Genomic DNA, 19,244 nt, shown 5'->3' on the forward strand with positions numbered 1-19,244 from the left:
ACCCCGTTAGCTAGACGTAAAAAGTTTCAAAGGCTAGGCTGCTCAACGTCTGGCCTTCAATTGAACTGTAAAGCCATTAGAAAATGGACAGCAGTTGTTTTGAGAAGACCCTACAGACGTAACACAGGAAACTGTGTCGTTATGGAAATAATAATCCCTTAAGGGAAAATAAACGGAATATCAAAATGAATTTGCATGAATACCAAGCCAAACAGCTGTTTGCAGAATTCGGTTTGCCTGTACCAGAAGGTTTCGCATGTGATACTGCACAAGAAGCTTTCGAAGCTGCAGGTCGTATCAGTACAGCCAAGAAAGTCGTTAAGTGTCAAGTACATGCTGGTGGCCGCGGTAAAGCGGGCGGCGTAGAGCTACATGACACCAAAGAAGGCGTTAAAGAGTTTGCACAAAAGTGGCTAGGTAAAAACTTAGTGACTTACCAAACAGACGCTAATGGTCAGCCTGTAACAAAGATCCTAGTTGAAGAAGCATCAAACATTGCTAACGAACTTTACCTAGGTGCTGTTGTTGACCGCGCAACGCGTAAAATTGTATTCATGGCGTCAACTGAAGGCGGTGTGGACATTGAGAAAATCGCTGAAGAAACTCCAGAGTTGATTCACCAATCAGCGATCGATCCTCTAGTAGGCCCTCAAGCTTACCAAGGCCGTGAACTTGCGTTCAAACTTGGTCTAGTTGGCGATCAAATCAAACAGTTCGTTAAGATCTTCATGGGTCTTGGCAAAATGTTCTCTCAGTACGACCTAGCTCTACTAGAAATCAACCCGCTTGTAATTACTGGCGAAGGCAACCTGCTTTGTCTAGACGGCAAGATCAACATCGACTCAAACGCGATGTACCGTCAGCCTAAACTACGTGAAATGCACGATCCATCTCAAGAAGATGAGCGCGAAGCACACGCAGCACAGTGGGAACTGAACTACGTAGCACTAGATGGTAACGTTGGCTGTATGGTTAACGGTGCAGGCCTTGCGATGGGTACGATGGATATCGTAAACCTACACGGCGGCAAGCCAGCAAACTTCCTTGATGTAGGCGGCGGCGCGACAAAAGAGCGTGTAGCTGAAGCATTCAAGATCATCCTTTCTGATGACAATGTTAAAGCAGTACTCGTAAACATTTTCGGTGGCATCGTTCGTTGTGACATGATCGCTGAAGGTATTATCGGTGCAGTTAAAGAAGTCGGCGTAACAGTTCCTGTAGTTGTTCGTCTAGAAGGTACAAACGCAGACCTAGGTCGCGAAGTACTTGCTAATTCTGATGTTGATATCATTGCAGCTGAATCTCTAACAGATGCTGCTCAGAAAGTTGTTGCTGCTGCGGAGGCTAAATAATGTCTGTATTAATTAACAAAGACACTAAAGTAATCTGTCAGGGTTTCACTGGCGGTCAAGGTACATTCCACTCAGACCAAGCTATCGCATACGGTACGCAAATGGTTGGTGGTGTTTCACCTGGTAAAGGTGGTCAAACTCACCTAGGCCTTCCAGTATTCAACACAGTACGTGAAGCGGTAGAAGTAACTGGCGCAACAGCAACAGTTATCTACGTACCAGCTCCTTTCTGTAAAGATGCAATCCTAGAAGCGATTGATGCAGGTATCGAACTGATCGTAACGATCACTGAAGGTATCCCTACAACAGATATGATCGACGTTAAAGTGAAGCTAGAAGAAACTGGCGTTCGCATGATCGGTCCTAACTGTCCAGGTCTTATCACTCCAGACGAGTGTAAGATTGGTATCATGCCTGGTCACATCCACAAGAAGGGTAAAGTAGGTATCGTATCTCGCAGCGGTACTCTGACATACGAAGCAGTTAAGCAAACAACAGATGAAGGCTTTGGTCAGTCTACATGTGTTGGTATCGGTGGTGACCCTATCCCAGGTTCAAACTTCATTGATATCTTGAAACTTTTCCAAGAAGACCCAGAAACTGAAGCAATCGTAATGATTGGTGAAATCGGTGGTACTGCGGAAGAAGAAGCGGCTGATTTCATCAAAGCAAACGTAACTAAGCCAGTTGTATCTTACATCGCTGGTGTTACTGCTCCTCCGGGCAAACGTATGGGACACGCAGGCGCAATCATCTCTGGCGGTAAAGGTACTGCTGAAGATAAATTCGCAGCACTAGAAGCAGCAGGCGTTAAGACTGTTAAGTCTCTTGCTGACATCGGTAAAGGCCTACGTGAAATCACGGGTTGGTAATCAGCTGGCTTTTATCGATTGAGATAGAAGTTAATTGAAACGATATTAAAAAGGCTTGGTCACTGACCAAGCCTTTTTTTATGTTTTCGAGATACGAGATCGTACTGCTAAGTGCTAAGCTCGACTTCTAACCATTTGAGATAGCATAAACATTGCTGCCGCACTGATAACCACAGACGGGCCAGCAGGCGTATCATAGAACCAAGACAAGCTTAATCCACCGAATACAGCGATAGAGCCAATAATTGATGCAAGGAAGGCCATCTGCTCAGGTGTGCTCGAGAACTTCCTTGCCGTTGCTGCAGGAATAATCAGTAGCGATGTCATGATTAACGCACCAACAAACTTCATACCGACAGCAATCACGATACCGACCAATAGCATCAGAATCAGACGCATTAAATCAATGTTGATGCCATCAACCGCCGCGAGATCTTCGTTAACCGTCGTTGATAGTAGTGGTCGCCAAAAGATAGCAAGTACTAATCCAATCACAGCAGCACCCGCATAGATGAACACTAAATCCGTTGGAGATACTGCCAGCAAGTCACCAAATAGGTAGCTCATTAGGTCAACACGAACGTTATCTAAGAAACTGACAGCAACCAAACCAAGTGATAGCGCACTGTGCGCCAAAATACCGAGTAGGGTATCGGTCGCGACCAGCTTTTGTTTTTGTAAAGTCACTAGCAACACGGCCAGCATCAAACAACAAATCAGCAGCGCGAAATACAAGTTAATGTTGAACAGAAAGCCAAGTGCTAAGCCCATCAAAGAAGCGTGAGCAAGCGTGTCACCAAAGTAAGCCATCTTACGCCACACCACGAATGAACCTAGTGGGCCTGCAATTAGTGCAATACCCAAACCCGCCAAAATAGAGGGAAGAAGAAACTCAAGCATTAGTGGTGTCCGTGTTTATGGTTTGAACATTCATGCACGTCGCCTTCGACAGGCTGGCCTGCGAGATCATGATGGTGATGTTCGTGTTGGTGATGATAAAACGCTAGCGTCTCTTGGGTCGCGGTGCCAAAGAGCGCAATATACGAAGGATGGTGTTTGATGTCTGCAGGTGCGCCTGAGCAACAGATGTGGTGGTGTAAACAGATAACATCGTCTGTTTTTGCCATCACTAAATGCAGATCGTGTGAAACCATAAATACGGCACAACCAAAGCGGTGGCGAATGGTGTCAATCAAGTCATACAGGTCTATTTGCCCTTGAACGTCGACGCCTTGAGCCGGTTCATCGAGAACCAGTAGATCTGGTCTTCTTAGCAATGAACGAGCAATGAGTACACGTTGGTTTTCTCCGCCGGATAGCTGGTGCATGTTACTCTTCTGCAGATGTTCAGCACCAACAAGCTTCAATGCTTCAAGGATCTCTTGCTGACTGAAATTGCCAGTGAGTTTTAGAAAACGCTCTACGTTGAGCGGTAGGGAATCATTGAGCTTTAATTTTTGTGGTACATAGCCAATTTTCAGTTTTTTAGCTTTTGTTATTGTGCCTGAAAATTTGGTCTGTAAACCCAGTACCACTTTTACTAATGTCGACTTTCCTGCACCGTTTGGCCCAATCAGGGTGGTGATTCTGCCGCGCTCTAAATTTAGAGAGATGTTGTCTAGAACTTTTCGACCGTCAAATTCGACGCTCACAGAATCTAGTTGGATTAAGTTATCCATGAATAGAACTCATTTGCAATTCGCTAATGTTATAATGTAACATTTACCTCAAGCCTAAGCTACTTTTCTATTATCGAGGTATTATGTCACGTTCATCTTTTATACTTGCTACTTTGCTTTTAGCGCCAAGTGTCGCAAGTGCCAATACTATTCTAACAAGCTTTAAACCAATTCAAATGATTGTGACAGAATTAACGCAAGGCGTTAGTGAGCCGGATGTGTTGATGAACAGCAATGCTTCGCCGCATGATTATGCGCTTAAGCCATCGGATGTCAAAAAAGTTCATAGTGCCGATATGGTCATCTGGTTCGGCCCTGACCTAGAAGCCTTTCTGACTAAGGTGATTGGTTCAAAAGAAAATGTTATCAAGATCAGTGATATTCCCGGAATCAACTTGCGAGAGTTCGGACACGAAGAGCATGACCACGATGCACATGAAGGGCACCACCACGGTAGCCATGACCCGCATTTTTGGTTAGGTATCGAGCAAGTTGAAGTAGCTGCAAAATACATCTCAGCTAAGTTGATTGAATCTGATCCAGACAACGCAATGGCGTACCAAGAGAATCTCGATTCATTCCTGATTGCATTGAAAGAGAAGCAACAGTCTATTCGAGAGCAACTTGCACCCGTGAAAGACAAAGGTTACTACGTTTTTCATGACGCGTATGGTTACTTTGAGCAAGAGTTTGAGCTAAATAACTTAGGTCACTTTACGGTGAGCCCAGAGCGTAAGCCGGGTGCAAAAAGCCTGATCGCTATTAAGAAAACGATAGTACGTGAAAACGTTCAATGTGTGTTTTCTGAGCCTCAATTCACTCCTGCTGTGATTGAATCAGTGACGCGCGGAAGTAACGCAAAACAAGGTCAGCTTGACCCTATCGGTTCAACAGTTGAAGTGAAGAGTGGAAGCTATTTCGATTTTCTTCAGCAACTTACAGATAGCTATACAAGTTGCTTAGACGAGAAGTAAGTCATAAACGAGTATTCTTTACTCTACTTTGCTCTCGTTAATTTATGAATCATGCCGCTTTTTGCGGCATTTTCGTGACCGCTAAGATAAAACCTCCTAACAAATAACAAACCTCCTTTCTCCTTTTCTAATTTCCGCTAAAATGGAAAGATAATAATAAGCACAAAAAAACTCAGTTTTTGGTTTAGCAACGATAAGACGTTGTGGTACCCAAAATTTCATGTGTTGTTGCTGTTCAGGATTAAGAGTTGTATCGAATTATCTTCAAAATGTTCATGTTAATGAGCATTTCATTTAGCGTTCTAGCGGTAAATACCTCGCCCTCCGTTTTCTATCCTTTGCCCGCTCAAGCGCAAGGGAATTTCCTTGCGGCTAAAAACTTGTATTTAGGTGCCGGAGGTGGGCTCTGGGTTCATGATGTGCATGGAAAAGTACTCTTTTACGATGGTCGAACTCTATTCCCTCGCAAGGGAAGCTTACTGCAATTTTCTTCGGAAAGAGTCGCCTTTCTGAACGATGAGTTTTGGACATTTTTCGACAATGAGGTCTATCGACATAACCCTGGAATTGGCAACGAATTGGCGTTTAGCCTAAGTCCCGGCGCTGAAATAGCGAATATCGGTGCATCAGGCGATTATATTTGGGTTACTGACGGCAGTAATTTCTATACCTACAACACTCAATCTTTAGAATTCAACACCTACTCTCTACTTAAACTGTACCGATACAATAACAGCAGTGACATTGCGATTAACGACGCTGAGTGGGTACTATCAAAGTGGGTGCTAGCGACCAGTTCTGGCGTTTACCTTTCAGAGAATCAAGAGTTTACCCATGTCACCGCATCAGACAAAAACCATATTGAGACGGTTTATTTTTCGAATGCTCGACGTGAGTTAGTGATCGGTACTTTAAATGGTGCTGTGATTGTTGATCTCGCGAACCCAGACAAAGAGACCATCGTTAAAGGGTCGCATGTTCTCTCGTTGGCCGAAACTTCGGACCAGTATTGGATTGGTACAGAGCACGGCCTTATTAGCTACAACTTTATTACGGGACAAATTACTCGATTCGAACAAGCCGCTAGTCAAGACTTCTCGTTACCGGGTGAGAAAATATATTCGTTGATAAACGATCATGCTGGTGGTATGTGGGTTGCGACAAACAACGGTATCCGATACTTCTCACTGTTCAGCAAAACCTTCTCGAGAACACCCCTAACTGGAATGGGCATGCATTCGAGTAGTGTGGTGATCAATAAAGTACTGACTGTCAGTGACCAGTTATCTTGGGTCGCGTCTTCAATGGGGCTCTACTTGGTTGATTCTGAAAGTGAAGAGAACCCAATTCGTGTTTACTCTAACCCTGTTAATGATTTTGAGATCTTTGGCTCTTCCATTTGGTTAGCGACCGAACAAGGTATCATCAGTCTAAATACGGAAACACTACAACCCGAAGCCCTTGATTTACCAAGGCCAATTGAGGGAGTGCGTGTTGAAAACCTTGCGCTTCAAGCCGATAACGTTCTTTGGATGACCTCTGGGCAAAACCTCTATTCGTTATCTATCGAAACCATGAAACTGACGAGTTATGGCACTGACTGGTTAGTCGACAAGTTCTTGCCTGCGAAGATCACCGCTCTCAATGTAGGCTTGCTAGGTCGCATCTATATAGGAACGGATCATGGCTTCTACTCGTTCATTGATAAACGAATTAGCTTTAGTCGTTCCAGCGAACGGTTTGGCAAAGTCGTCGATATTGAAAAAGCGAAGGATGGAGCGCAGTGGTTTGCGAGCAGTTATGGCGTGTATCGAATCCCGGATGACAGCTCTATTATTCAAGAAATCACTCTTGTTGAAGACAATATTAGCCCCAACTGCCTGATAAGCGATGACAATGGTGTTTGGTTAGGCTCTTCGAAAGGCATCAGTTATTACGGATTGGATGGGCAACTGCATAAACACATAGGTTCGCCATTTGGTTTGATCACCAATGAACTGGCGGCAGGAGCGTGTGCTCTTTTTTACAGTCAAGATAGCCAACCTTCGAGGCTTGTTTTCGGCTCAAAGTATGGTGTAGTCAGCGCGTTATCTAACGAGTTACTGGTATCAACTACACCTCATAGCCGTGCCTTGTTGAGTAAGATAAGTGTCGACCAACAAACGGTATCACTTGGCGGGAAAACGGCAGAGCTGGATGAGATTCCTTATGGTTCATCGATGGGGTTTAAGCTAGGTATCTTACCAGCAACGTTCGCACCTGCGATGGAATACCGACTGAGCGACGATGAACCTTGGAGTGAGTTTGAAGGGGGCTTGTTAACGCTCGATCATCTTCTTCCAGGGGATTACACACTTGAAGTGAAGCCGGTTAAAGACTCCCATTATCGCTTTGTGTCAACCAATCAAAGCTTCTCGATTGCGGAGCCTTGGTATCTGACCAATTGGGCTGCAGCAAGCTCTCTGATATTACTGATTGGCGTTGTGACTATCTTAGTCTTTTGGCGTTCGCGTTATGTCACTTTTGCCAACCGGCACTTAAAAGCGCAAGTTGCACTGAAGACAGACCAATTGAGGCACCAAAGCCGGATATTACTCGCCACTAATCAACAGCTTAAAAAGCAGCTATCCGTGAAGAATGCGCTTGTGTCTCACACTGCCAATGAACTCTCTTCTGAAGTGAATCATATTGCTGCGATGCTCCCGAATTGGAATGACGAGCTCGGGAAGTCGCCGATTCTAACCTTGAAAAATGGCTTAGCTCAATTGAGTAATACGCCTCAAGGAGAAGGGCAAGTTTGTTACGATATAATTTTAATCTTAGAGGTGGTACTCAAAGCTTGGCAGGATGACTTAACCAAAGCCGGTATTGAACTGGATATTAAAGTCGAAACAAAACAACGATATGTCTCGTTGCTGTATTTTAATCTCGATATTATCTTCAATAGCTTGGTTGCGAGCATCATCAAGAGAAACTTTAAGTCGCAGAGTATGGTGGTTCTGGTTGAAGAGGTTAAGGAGCATCTTGTTGTGACCATTCGAGATCATGGGATGCCTTTCCCTAAACTGGCATCAAGCATGGGTGACAATACCGGAAAGTCGACCGACCTTAACATCGAAAAGCTGCCGCTATTGATGAATCAGAGCGGTGGTGAGCTTAATGCCTTTGTTTCGGAGTCTCAAAATAAGGTTCAGCTTTCGTGGCCAATTGAGTATCAAGTACTCGACAATCTTGAAGCCAGCACAATTGAACAGATTGAAACCATTAAGCTTGCCGCCTCAACACCAGAGCAACAAAAACTGACAGCGGAACAAGAGTGGAAGAACAGAGTGTCGCAGCTTGTGAGTGAAAACTACGCTGATGCCGAGTTCAGTACTGCAACTGCCGCTAAGTATTTGTTTATGTCTGAGAGAAGCTTACAGAGACGCTTTAAATCGGCTTACAACAAGACCTTCAAAGAGCACTTGAATGAAGTACGTCTAGAGCATGCGTGTGAGCGCTTACTCGCTGGAGAGAAGATCTCTGATGTGGCGTTTGATTCGGGGTTCAATGACCCTTCCTATTTCAGTCAAAGGTTTAAGCACCACTTTGGCATGTCACCATCTAAGTTTGCTGAAAACAACGAAGAGTAGCACGCAGCGGATACTCAGCTAGAACATAAATAAAGATACTTTAGCCTCGACATTCGTGTTGGGGCTTTTTTATGCTTCTACGAGATACGAGATACGAGATACGAGATACGAGATACGAGATACGAGATACGAGATACGAGATATGAGATATGAGATATGAGATAAATGGGGAGTTTAAAAAGGTTGTTGGGATAAAACAAAGGGAAGAAAAAAATATCGTGGCATAGCCGGGGGACTATACCACGGGTGCCAACGACACCTTCGCTTGCTGCCGGAGTGATATAGCAAAGCCATATCACCTCTGGAATAAAATTAAAGAGAAGTAGTTTCTCTTCGATGGAGTAACTATACGTCCAGCTACTTATTTTACTTATAAAATTAACGACAGATACCTATGATAAAACCGACATTGTCCCAAGTGATTGATAATTAATGATTTGTTTTTGTTTGGGAGGGTTTGTACTAGTGAGGTAGTTCTCGCTAGTTGTTGAAAGTAACGTTTTTGACGTAAACGTTTTTAACGAAACTTACGAGTATGTATTTTCGAAAACATTGATTTCACACAATAGAATTGTGGGCATGTATGTGTATCATGGCGTTAATAACAATCTTTCTCATTATCAGTCACGAATTGGGTACTTATGAAACTCTCACAATTAGAGCAAGGAAAGGCGGCTTCTATTGTTGCACTAACAGGTTTAACACCAGACGTAAGGAAGAAACTTATGGTCATGGGTATGTTGCCAAAAACCGAGGTGACGCTTATCCGCCGTGCACCTATGGGTGATCCGCTTCAAGTTGAAGTGAGAGGTGTTTCTATCGCCATTCGTGAAAGCATTGCAGAACAAATCGAGGTTATCTAAATGGATTATCAAGTTCTTACCGTTGGTAACCCGAATAGTGGTAAAACAACACTGTTCAACGCACTGACTGGTGCTAAGCAGCACGTTGGTAACTGGGTTGGTGTCACTGTTGAAAAGAAGACGGGTTTATACTCGCACGCTGGTGATCAGTTTCAACTAACGGATTTACCGGGTATCTACGCACTAGACAGTGGTAATGATGCGAACAGCATCGATGAGTCTATCGCGTCTCGCGCTGTTTTAACTCACCCAGCAGATGTGATCATCAATGTTGTCGACGCTAGCTGTCTAGAACGAAGCTTATATATGACATTACAGCTGCGTGAGTTGGGTCGCCCAATGATCGTTGTGTTGAACAAAATGGATGTATTAAAGCGCGAACGTCAGGTGATTAACCTTAAAGCACTAGAGAAAGAGCTAGGTTGCCCAGTTCTAAGCTTGTCTGCAAACGATAAAGGTCAAGTGGTTCGCTTTAAAGAGCGTCTGCATAAACTGCTTGTTCAAGGTGTGAGCCTTGACCCTATCTCTATTGATTACGATGCCGCGTTAGAAGCTCTTATCCCTTCTGTTGAGTCACAATTTGATGATGCTGACGTATCTCACCGAGCGCTAGCGATTCGTGCTTTAGAAAATGATTACTTGGTATTGAATGGTTTAGCCCCACAAACTCGCACTCAAATTGATAGCGTGCGTCTTGGTGCCGATTTCGATATTGACCTTGCTGTTGCTGACGCTAAATACACTTTCTTACATGACCTTTGTAAACGTGTTCGTCGCAGCGAAGGCAAACTAAGCCGTAACTTTACAGAGAAAGCAGACCAATTCATTTTGAACAAATGGGTCGGTATTCCTTTCTTCTTCGTTATCATGTACCTAATGTTCATGTTCTCTATCAATATCGGTAGTGCGTTTATCGACTTCTTCGATATTGGTGTTGGAGCAATATTAGTTGATGGTGGACACCACTTATTAGATGGCCATTTACCAGTTTGGTTAGTCACTGTACTTGCTGATGGTATTGGCGGCGGTATCCAAACGGTTGCGACCTTTATTCCTGTTATCGCAGCGCTTTACCTATTCTTAGCGGTACTAGAAAGCTCAGGCTACATGGCTCGTGCTGCATTTGTACTTGATAAAGTGATGCAGAAGATTGGTTTACCGGGTAAAGCATTTGTCCCACTTGTACTGGGCTTTGGTTGTAACGTGCCTTCAATCATGGCAACTCGTACTCTTGACCAAGAGCGCGAACGTAAACTAGCAGCATCAATGGCGCCGTTTATGTCATGTGGTGCTCGTTTACCGGTATACGCACTGTTCGCGGCGGCGTTCTTCCCAGGTGCAGGACAAAACGTAGTATTCGCTCTGTACATCATGGGTATCGTTGCTTCTGTATTTACGGGTTTGTTCCTGAAAAACACGATCTACCCAGGTAGCAGTGATAGCTTAGTGATGGAAATGCCAGATTACGAATTGCCGACAGTGCAAAACGTAATGTTGAAAACTTGGCAGAAGCTGAAGCGTTTCGTACTTGGTGCAGGTAAAACAATCGTGATGGTTGTGGCTATTCTTAGCTTCCTAAACTCTCTAGGTATGGACGGCAGCTTTGGTAACGAAGATAGCGAAAACTCAGTACTGTCTAGAGCAGCTCAAGTTGTAACACCTGTATTCCAACCAATTGGTATTACTGAAGAGAACTGGCCTGCAACGGTTGGTATCATCACAGGTATTTTCGCTAAAGAAGCCGTTGTTGGTACATTAAATAGCCTATATACAACGCCTTCTGATGAAGAAGCAGCTGAGTTTGACTTAGCAGCAAGCCTGCAAGAAGCGGTAATGACGATCCCTGAAAACCTAGCCGGATTGAGCTACTCAGATCCATTAGGTATTGAAGTTGGCGACTTGTCTGACTCTAATTCTGTAGCAGCTGACCAAGAAGTCGATACCTCTATCTTTGGTAACTTGAAAGACAAGTTTGTATCTGGTCATGCGGCATTCGCTTACTTGATTCTTATCCTGCTTTACACGCCTTGTGTGGCCGCGATGGGTGCTTATGTTCGTGAATTTGGTCAGACGTTTGCACGCTTCATCGCGGTTTGGACGATGGCTCTTGGTTACTTTGGTGCGACTTTCTACTACCAAGCGGCAAACTTTGCTGCGCATCCTGTGACAAGTGCAGTATGGATGGTGGCGATTGCTGGTGGTTTTGTGGTGACGTATCGCGTCTTCAAGAAAGTGGGCAGTAAGCAGAAAGCACTAGAGGTGCAAGTAGTATGATTTTAACTGAACTTCATCAATACATTGATAGCCACGGCGTTGCGGCTCGTAAAGAGCTCGCTGCAAAGTTTGGCATGAGTGAAGATGGCGTCGATGCGATGCTGAGTGTTTGGGTCAAGAAAGGGAAAGTTTCTCGCTTGGTCGATACGAATAAGCATGGTCATACAACGCGTATTCGCTACACCATCAGCAAACAAGATGGTTTGTCGCTTAACGTGATGATGTAGTTCGGTCTTCAGACTCTCGTTGAAAAAGGCGAGATTAGAAAATGACAAAGCCGCTTATCTAAGATGAGCGGCTTTTTGTTATGTGTCTTTTCTGAAGTGTTTTGCTTTAAAGCTCAATGAGATGAACTCGAATTATGCTTTCTTGAAGATAGAGCTCAGTGACAGAACGTTTTGGATACGAGTCAGGATAGCGGCTTGATCTTCTTCACTGCGCTGTTCGCCTTTTGTATTACCCCATACTGGGCCGGGCCAAGCAATGTCGTCTTTGAAGCGTGCAATATGGTGGATGTGCAGTTGTGGCACCATATTACCCAGCGCACCAAGGTTCAATTTGTCTGGTTGGAACGTTGCTTCTAATGCTTGGCTTACCGCCTGAGATTCATGTAGGAACTGCTGTTGCTCTTTCATTGGTAAGTGGTGCAACTCTTTTAGGTTGGCACGTTTTGGTACCAAGATAACCCAAGGCACTGCGTTATCTTTGTGTAGCAGGGCTAAGCTCAGTGGAAATTCGCCGATAAGTGTGGTGTCTTTCGCAAGTTGCGGGTGAAGTTCGAAGCTCATGATCTTTCCAATTAATTGTTTTACATGAGTATAAGGTCGGAGTTTGAATGTGGCTAGGGCTTACGTTCTCAATAAGCAGATTCCCTATCACGTTCGTCCCTCACTGTAGGGAATGATGGTGAGAAGAGGGATAACGATTTGGTGTGGTTTGATGGCGCATCATTGATGTTGTCTTGGATTCACTACACCTATTCTCGTCATCTCCTAGAGCGACGAATGAGCGTAATAGGAGATCTCTTGCTGTGTAGGTTAGCTAATCGCTTAAATAATCGAGTAAACAAACCTCCAGACAAAAAAAAGGTTGACGCTTTCACGTCAACCTTTCTAATTTTCTCGAATCTCGAATCTCGAATCTCGAATCTCGAATCTCGAATCTCGAATCGCTTACATGCGCTCTAGAGTGTCGATACCTAGAAGCGATAGACCTTGCTTGATCGTCTTCGCTGTTAGTGCAGCAAGCTTCAGACGGCTCTGCTTAACAGCTTTGTCTTCAGCAACTAGGATAGGGCAAGCTTCGTAGAAGCTAGAGAATTGACCAGCTAGTTCGAATAGGTAGCTACACATGATGTGTGGTTGACCTTCACGAGCAACAGACTGTACTGCTTCTTCAAACTGTAGAAGTTTCGCGATAAGCGCTTTCTCTTTCTCTTCAGTGATTTTGATTTCACCTTCAAGCGAGTCCATAGAAATGCCAGCTTTAGCAAATACAGAAGCAACACGAGTGTATGCGTACTGCATGTATGGTGCTGTGTTGCCTTCGAATGCAAGCATGTTGTCCCAATCGAACACGTAGTCAGTAGTGCGGTGCTTAGAAAGGTCTGCGTACTTAACCGCTGCCATAGCAACAGTGTTCGCGATCGCTTTCTTCTCGTCTTCTGCTAGTTCTGGGTTCTTAGATTCGATTAGCTGCGCTGCACGAACTTCGGCTTCATCAAGAAGATCAGCAAGACGAACAGTACCGCCTGCACGAGTCTTGAATGGTTTACCGTCTTTACCTAGCATCATGCCGAATGCGTGGTGCTCAAGAGAAACAGATTCTGGGATGTAACCTGCTTTACGAACGATAGTCCAAGCTTGCATTAGGTGCTGGTGTTGACGTGAGTCGATGAAGTAAAGAACGCGGTCTGCGCCTAGTTCTTCAAAACGGTATTTTGCACAAGCAATGTCGGTTGTTGTGTAAAGGAAGCCGCCGTCGCGTTTCTGGATGATAACGCCCATTGGGTCACCATCTTTGTTTTTGTATTCGTCTAGGAATACAACTTGTGCGCCGTCATCTTCTTTAGCAAGACCTTGCTCTTTCAGATCCGCAACAATAGTTGGAAGCATGTGGTTGTACATGCTTTCGCCCATTACGTCATCACGTGTTAGAGACACGTTTAGACGATCGTAGTTGCGTTGGTTTTGAATCATTGTTACGTCAACAAGCTTCTTCCACATCTCTGCGCAGAACTCGTCGCCGCTTTGCAGTTTAACAACGTAGCCACGTGCTTTAACTGCGAACTCTTCGTCTTCATCGTAGAGCTTTTTAGATTCACGGTAGAAGCCTTCAAGGTCAGCAAGTTCCATTGAAACTTCACCAGACTCAGCCTGAACGCGCTCAAGGTTTGCGATAAGCATACCGAATTGAGTACCCCAGTCACCGATGTGGTTAGCGCGGATAACGTTGTGGCCTAGAAATTCTAGAGTACGAACTACTGCATCACCGATGATAGTTGAACGTAGGTGACCAACGTGCATTTCTTTAGCAACGTTTGGCGCAGAGTAATCCGCAACAATAGTTTGCGTTTCAGCAACGGCAACACCAAGGCGAGAGTCAGCCAATGCTGCGTCTGCTTGTTTGGCTAGGAAAGCTTCATCTAGGAAGATGTTTAGGAAACCCGGACCTGCGATTTCAACTTTAGACGCGATACCGTCTAGGTTTAGAACGTCCAATACTTTTTGAGCAAACTCTCGAGGATTAGTGCCTAGTCGCTTAGCAACGCCCATAACGCCGTTTGCTTGGTAGTCACCAAATTGTGGTTTTGCAGATTGGCGAACAGCCGCAGGAGAGCCTGCAGGTGCGCCAGCGGCTTCTAGAGCCTGAGATACTTTGTCATTAATAAGTGCTTGGATATTCACACGCGTTTCCTTCAATTCAAGGATGATAAGAGTGGCCGTTAATTCTTGGTCATTAAATTGGTTAATTATGCTTCTAGTTAACGATTTAATGCCAAAATCAGCAGCAGACTCTGTTTAAGTTCACAGAAATGGCGGTAATCATACCAATTTTGTGCGGTTTCTTATAGGTCGAATTGATAGAAAATTAACATTTCCTGAGTGGTTTTTGACAATCGACTTTTAGCAAGACGCGTTTGCATGTTTAAGGAGCGAAAAGAACATAGTTATTGAGTGTTTTTTGTAAAAGCAACGCTTGTTGCAAAAGGCAAAACTGATAACATGCAGCCATTATTTGGAGAACACAGACAATGATGATGAGCCTGAAGCAAGCTGAACTAGAACCACAACAAATGATCGCCCGCCTTGATACTTTTATGGCAAAAATCGAGAGCCTAGGAAATACATTAGGTTTGGATTTAAGCTTTGCTCAAGCGGATCATATTGCGCTGCGAATCAATGACACTGAGCTAGCGAAATCTGCCCATCAAGCGTGGTCTGAGTACGGCTCTATGATTTCTGAGGCGATGATTAATGGTCGTCCAATTGTGGTGTTGGCTTTCGATGAACCCTTGCAAAGCCTTGGCTGGAAAATTGAATGTTTGGAGCTGCCATATCCAGCAGAAGGTAAGATTTACCCAAGCCAAGATTGGGAACATGTAGAGTTTGTGATTCCTTCTCATGCCCAAACAGCTGATGAGTATCTAGCGGATCTTAAAGAAACTTACCCGCAGTTCGCTGCTAACTTTGAAACGCTGGGTGAGCAAGGCGTTAAGATCAAACTCTCTAGCCCGAAAGGCGAGGGTGAACGCTTGAATAATCCAACAGTGGCTTTTAAACATCAAGGGATTTGCATCAAGCTGCATCCACACTCTTTGAAGAAGATTGTGGAATCAGAACAGGCTTAATTTGAATAGAGAGTTGCTAGGAAAGAGATTCCTGATCTCGCCTTGGCTCGTCGGAATGACGGGGTGTTCGATGAAATTTTCCAGAGTCTATCTTTGGATAGTGACAGACTGAGCGTTCGAGAGCGTATGTTAGAGCCTATAGCTCGAAGGTTCATCACCGAGTTCGTCATTCCCGATAGCGACGAAGGAGCGTAGTCGGGAATCTCTCAAAGCGAGTCTGATCATCAGATACAAAAAACGCGCGATGGGCTTTCCCTATTGCGCGTTTTTTATTGGGTTCTAACTGGAAGTCTTACCGGAAATCGAATATCCGATTTACAGAATTACAGTCTTGTTGCCGTAAACAAACACATGATCATTGATCACCTTGTTTAACGCCTTACTTAATACATTCTTCTCTACGTCACGACCGGCTTGTGCCATGTCTTTCGCGCTGAAGTTGTGATCCACAGGGATAACATCTTGCTTGATGATTGGACCTTCATCCAAATCATTCGTCACAAAGTGTGCCGTTGCGCCAATGATCTTCACGCCGCGCTCATACGCTTGTTGGTATGGCTTCGCGCCAATAAATGCTGGCAAGAAGCTGTGGTGGATATTGATGATCTTGTGGTGGTATTTTTCAACAAAACCTGGTGTCAGCACTCGCATGTACTTAGCCAAAACAAGGTAATCCGCCTCGTACTGGTCAATCACTTCTAGCATCTTCTTCTCATGCTCTTCACGGTTTAGCCCTTCGTGAGAAACATGGTGGTAAGGGATGTCAAAACGCTCGGTTAGGCTTTGTAGAATGTCGTAGTTACCGACAACGGCCGCAATTTCAACGTCTAAGCTGCCATCGAAGTTCTTCATTAGAATGTCGCCAAGGCAGTGTGCTTCCTTGGTCACGAGTATCACAACACGCTTGCGAGACGAATCAACAAGCTTACGTTTCGTATTTGGTGGCAGGGCTTGATCTAAATCGGCAAGTAAGGTTTCGTCATTGAAATACCCTTCAAGCTCGGTGCGCATAAAGAAGTGGCCACTTGTGTTATCTACGAACTCATTGTTGTGCACAATATTGAGTTGGTGTTTGTAACAAATGTTGGTGATCTTCGAGATGAGGCCTGGGGCATCAGTACAATGTGTTAGTAAAGTTTTTCTTTCCATTTGCATCTTACTTCCATGAAATGTTGCACTTATTATATGAAATCGGGATTCTTCAAATTTAATGCAGGCCGTCGAACGGTGAACTGAGCCGCAATATCACCGTTATAATTAATCTATTATCAAGTTGGTTTCAACAAATTCTGCTGCTGATTTATCGCTTTGATAAATTGTTTGATATAGAAATATCAGTTTTTAGATAGAAAAACAGGCAGAAGCTTCATTTTTAAAAGTTTTGACCGTAGTACGCATTTGAACTTCAACCGAGGCATTTACGCCTTGGCCAAAAATAGAGGTGATACTTATGGATAAAGAGTTACTAGCCAAAAAACTGTATTGCAAGCGAGTGAATTCATTGGCGAGAGGTACCGAATTAGATGGTCATGTTCTAGATGAAATGTGGGAAAGTAAGACCTCACCAACCGATGCAGCGAAAGCCATACAGCCTGGTGATAACCATTTTGAAGGTGCTCCTTGGCTATCACGTTATCTCAGTCGAAAATAAAAACGATTCTCTAATTCCTACTTCTTCAATTCTTACCTTCAAGGTAACTTAAGCCACGTCAAGCCAAGCCAAACACCTCCGGTGCGAAGTCATTCTTGATTCGCGCCGGCTCACTAAACCTGCCATAATTCTCCTTCTCTTTTTCTAAACTTCGTACTCTATGATATCTAAAACGTTTTCTGCTGATGGCGCTCTGGGCAAAGCTATCCCTGGGTTTCAACCAAGACAAGCTCAGTTAGACATGGCTGAAGCGGTTTCACAAGCTATTGAAAATCAAAGCCAGTTGGTTGTTGAGGCTGGAACAGGTACTGGTAAGACGTTTGCTTACCTAGTGCCTGCGCTGCTTAGTGGCAAGAAAACCATCATTAGTACGGGGTCTAAAAACCTTCAAGAGCAGCTGTTTCACCGAGATTTACCCTTGATGGTCGATGCGCTTGGCTTTTATGGTCAAGTTGCGTTGCTCAAAGGACGTTCAAACTATTTGTGTTTGGACAGACTCAGCCGCCAAATGATCGAGAGTCATGGTGCTCATACCGATCCAACGCTGCTGGCTCAGTTAGTCAAAGTTCGTAGTTGGTCGTCATCCACTCAAACGGGTGATTTAGGCGATTGTGATGATATCGCTGAAGACAGCCCGGTTATTCCAACCATTACCTCGACCAATGATAATTGCTTGGGTAAAGAGTGCCCAAGCTATACCGATTGCTTTGTGCTTAAAGCGCGTAAAAAAGCGATGGATTCCGATGTGGTGGTCGTAAACCACCACCTTTTCCTAGCTGATTTGGCGATCAAAGAAACCGGATTTGGCGAATTGATACCTGAAGCTGACGTGTTTATTTTCGATGAAGCACATCAACTTCCTGACATCGCCAGCCAGTACTTCGGACAATCGGTTTCCAGTCGACAGATCCAAGAGTTAGCCAAAGACATTGAAATTGCTTACCGAACTGAAGCCAAAGACATGCGTCAGCTACAGAAAGTAGGGGATAGGCTCGTTCAATCGTCAGCCGATCTGCGTATTGTGCTTGGTGATACCGGCTTTCGTGGTAACTGGCGCGAAGCTTTGAAATCCGAGTCGATTGCACGCGAGTTAGTTCGTTTGCAAGATGCTCTGCAACTTGCTGTTGATGTATTGAAGTTAGCACTTGGGCGAAGCCAGTTGTTAGATACCGCTTTCGAACGCGCAAATATGATTAAGTCGCGTATCGAACGTGTGTGCGATGTGTCGATCACTGGCTATTCGTATTGGTATGACACTACACCGCGCCACTTTGCTCTGCATATCACACCGCTTTCTGTCGCCGATAAATTCCACGAACAGATTGAGCTGAAGCCGGGCGCATGGGTGTTTACCTCAGCAACCTTGGCGGTGTCGGATGATTTCGAACACTTTACTTCTCGATTAGGGTTAAAACCGTCGGCACAGTTTTCACTGCCGAGCCCGTTTGATTATCCGAATCAAGCGCGCTTGTGTGTGCCTCGTTATCTTCCAGAACCGAATAGCCCCGGTCTCGCGGATAAGCTAGTAAGAATGCTGACTCCTGTGATTGAGCAAAACCAAGGCCGCTGTTTCTTCTTGTGTACTTCACACAGCATGATGAAAGAGTTGGGGGAGCGATTCCGTGAAACCCTCTCGGTTCCCGTTCTATTGCAAGGTGAGACAAGTAAGCAAAAAACCTTAGCCGAATTCATGGAATTAGGTAACGCATTGCTGGTGGCTACAGGTGCTTTCTGGGAGGGGATAGATGTTAGGGGCGACGCATTAAGCTGTGTTATCATCGATAAATTGCCCTTTACAGCCCCTGATGACCCTTTACTTAAGGCTCGAATCGAGGACTGTAAGCTAAAAGGGGGTGATCCTTTTGCACAAGTACAGTTGCCAGACGCTGTGATTACCTTGAAACAAGGTGTCGGCCGATTGATACGTGACAAGCGCGATAATGGTGCTTTGATTATTTGCGATAACCGATTGGTGACTCGCGATTACGGTGGCATATTTTTGGCGAGTTTACCGCCTATCCCTCGTACACGTGACTTAGGGGTCATTAAGGAATTCTTAGCTAAAGACCATTCAACCGCTGCTGAGTAATTGGCATT

At 44.6% G+C, this 19,244-nt stretch carries 15 protein-coding genes; 10 read left to right on the plus strand and 5 right to left on the minus strand.

From position 1 onward, the window contains the following. Positions 1 to 185 precede the first annotated feature (185 nt). Positions 186 to 1,352 carry an ADP-forming succinate--CoA ligase subunit beta gene (gene sucC, locus AB4249_RS08605; RefSeq protein WP_019820479.1) on the plus strand — a complete coding sequence of 389 codons (1,167 nt, stop codon included), beginning with the start codon at positions 186 to 188 and terminating at the stop codon, positions 1,350 to 1,352. Further along, on the plus strand, positions 1,352 to 2,224 hold the full coding sequence (sucD, locus tag AB4249_RS08610) for a succinate--CoA ligase subunit alpha (protein ID WP_017061945.1): 873 nt from the start codon (positions 1,352 to 1,354) through the stop codon (positions 2,222 to 2,224). Before sucC ends, sucD begins: the two co-directional genes overlap by 1 nt. A gap of 114 nt (positions 2,225 to 2,338) precedes the next feature. On the opposite strand, the gene znuB is transcribed toward sucD, so the two are convergent. Together znuB and znuC are read right to left on the minus strand one after the other, a co-directional pair. Continuing rightward, the gene (gene znuB / locus AB4249_RS08615; protein WP_017061944.1) at positions 2,339 to 3,124 is read right to left on the minus strand and encodes a zinc ABC transporter permease subunit ZnuB; all 786 of its coding nucleotides are present in this window, start codon (positions 3,122 to 3,124) and stop codon (positions 2,339 to 2,341) included. Further along, complete coding sequence (gene znuC / locus AB4249_RS08620; RefSeq protein WP_017061943.1) at positions 3,124 to 3,903, minus strand: zinc ABC transporter ATP-binding protein ZnuC; 780 nt, start codon at positions 3,901 to 3,903, stop codon at positions 3,124 to 3,126. Before znuC ends, znuB begins: the two co-directional genes overlap by 1 nt. 83 nt (positions 3,904 to 3,986) lie before the next feature. Here znuC and znuA point away from each other — a divergent pair, with 83 nt between their 5' ends. From znuA to AB4249_RS08645, 5 genes are all read left to right on the plus strand, one after another. Next, positions 3,987 to 4,877, plus strand: coding sequence for a zinc ABC transporter substrate-binding protein ZnuA (gene znuA / locus AB4249_RS08625; protein ID WP_017067380.1), 891 nt, complete (start codon positions 3,987 to 3,989; stop codon positions 4,875 to 4,877). A 269-nt stretch (positions 4,878 to 5,146) separates the two neighbouring features. Further along, complete coding sequence (locus AB4249_RS08630; protein ID WP_372102874.1) at positions 5,147 to 8,509, plus strand: helix-turn-helix domain-containing protein; 3,363 nt, start codon at positions 5,147 to 5,149, stop codon at positions 8,507 to 8,509. A 641-nt stretch (positions 8,510 to 9,150) separates the two neighbouring features. Next, positions 9,151 to 9,372: a FeoA family protein gene (locus AB4249_RS08635; RefSeq protein WP_004734203.1), complete on the plus strand. Its 222-nt coding sequence runs from the start codon at positions 9,151 to 9,153 to the stop codon at positions 9,370 to 9,372. Further along, positions 9,373 to 11,646, plus strand: coding sequence for a Fe(2+) transporter permease subunit FeoB (gene feoB / locus AB4249_RS08640; protein ID WP_017067378.1), 2,274 nt, complete (start codon positions 9,373 to 9,375; stop codon positions 11,644 to 11,646). Continuing rightward, a complete protein-coding gene (locus AB4249_RS08645) occupies positions 11,643 to 11,873 on the plus strand; it encodes a FeoC-like transcriptional regulator (protein ID WP_017061938.1) in 231 nt (76 codons plus the stop codon). Before feoB ends, AB4249_RS08645 begins: the two co-directional genes overlap by 4 nt. Positions 11,874 to 12,005: 132 nt before the next feature. Here the strand turns inward: AB4249_RS08645 and AB4249_RS08650 are convergent, their stop codons facing one another. Both AB4249_RS08650 and argS read right to left on the minus strand, forming a co-directional pair. Beyond that, positions 12,006 to 12,434 (minus strand): HIT domain-containing protein, encoded by a 429-nt coding sequence (locus AB4249_RS08650; RefSeq protein ID WP_017061937.1) that lies wholly within the window; start codon positions 12,432 to 12,434, stop codon positions 12,006 to 12,008. 384 nt (positions 12,435 to 12,818) lie between these two features. Further along, a complete protein-coding gene (gene argS / locus AB4249_RS08655) occupies positions 12,819 to 14,552 on the minus strand; it encodes an arginine--tRNA ligase (RefSeq protein ID WP_017070297.1) in 1,734 nt (577 codons plus the stop codon). Positions 14,553 to 14,899: 347 nt separating this feature from the next. Between argS and AB4249_RS08660 the strand changes: the two genes are divergently transcribed. After that, positions 14,900 to 15,496 (plus strand): VOC family protein, encoded by a 597-nt coding sequence (locus AB4249_RS08660; RefSeq protein ID WP_017070298.1) that lies wholly within the window; start codon positions 14,900 to 14,902, stop codon positions 15,494 to 15,496. A 315-nt stretch (positions 15,497 to 15,811) separates the two neighbouring features. Here the strand turns inward: AB4249_RS08660 and purU are convergent, their stop codons facing one another. Beyond that, positions 15,812 to 16,645 carry a formyltetrahydrofolate deformylase gene (gene purU / locus AB4249_RS08665; protein ID WP_029235356.1) on the minus strand — a complete coding sequence of 278 codons (834 nt, stop codon included), beginning with the start codon at positions 16,643 to 16,645 and terminating at the stop codon, positions 15,812 to 15,814. A 301-nt stretch (positions 16,646 to 16,946) separates the two neighbouring features. Here purU and AB4249_RS08670 point away from each other — a divergent pair, with 301 nt between their 5' ends. Both AB4249_RS08670 and AB4249_RS08675 read left to right on the plus strand, forming a co-directional pair. Then, complete coding sequence (locus tag AB4249_RS08670; protein WP_017062381.1) at positions 16,947 to 17,147, plus strand: hypothetical protein; 201 nt, start codon at positions 16,947 to 16,949, stop codon at positions 17,145 to 17,147. A 160-nt stretch (positions 17,148 to 17,307) separates the two neighbouring features. Then, positions 17,308 to 19,236, plus strand: coding sequence for an ATP-dependent DNA helicase (locus AB4249_RS08675; protein WP_017063417.1), 1,929 nt, complete (start codon positions 17,308 to 17,310; stop codon positions 19,234 to 19,236). The last annotated feature ends 8 nt before the right edge of the window (positions 19,237 to 19,244 follow it).

Source organism: Vibrio sp. 10N.261.55.F4 (genome assembly GCF_041470465.1).
GTDB classification, from domain to species: Bacteria; Pseudomonadota; Gammaproteobacteria; order Enterobacterales; family Vibrionaceae; genus Vibrio; species Vibrio crassostreae_C.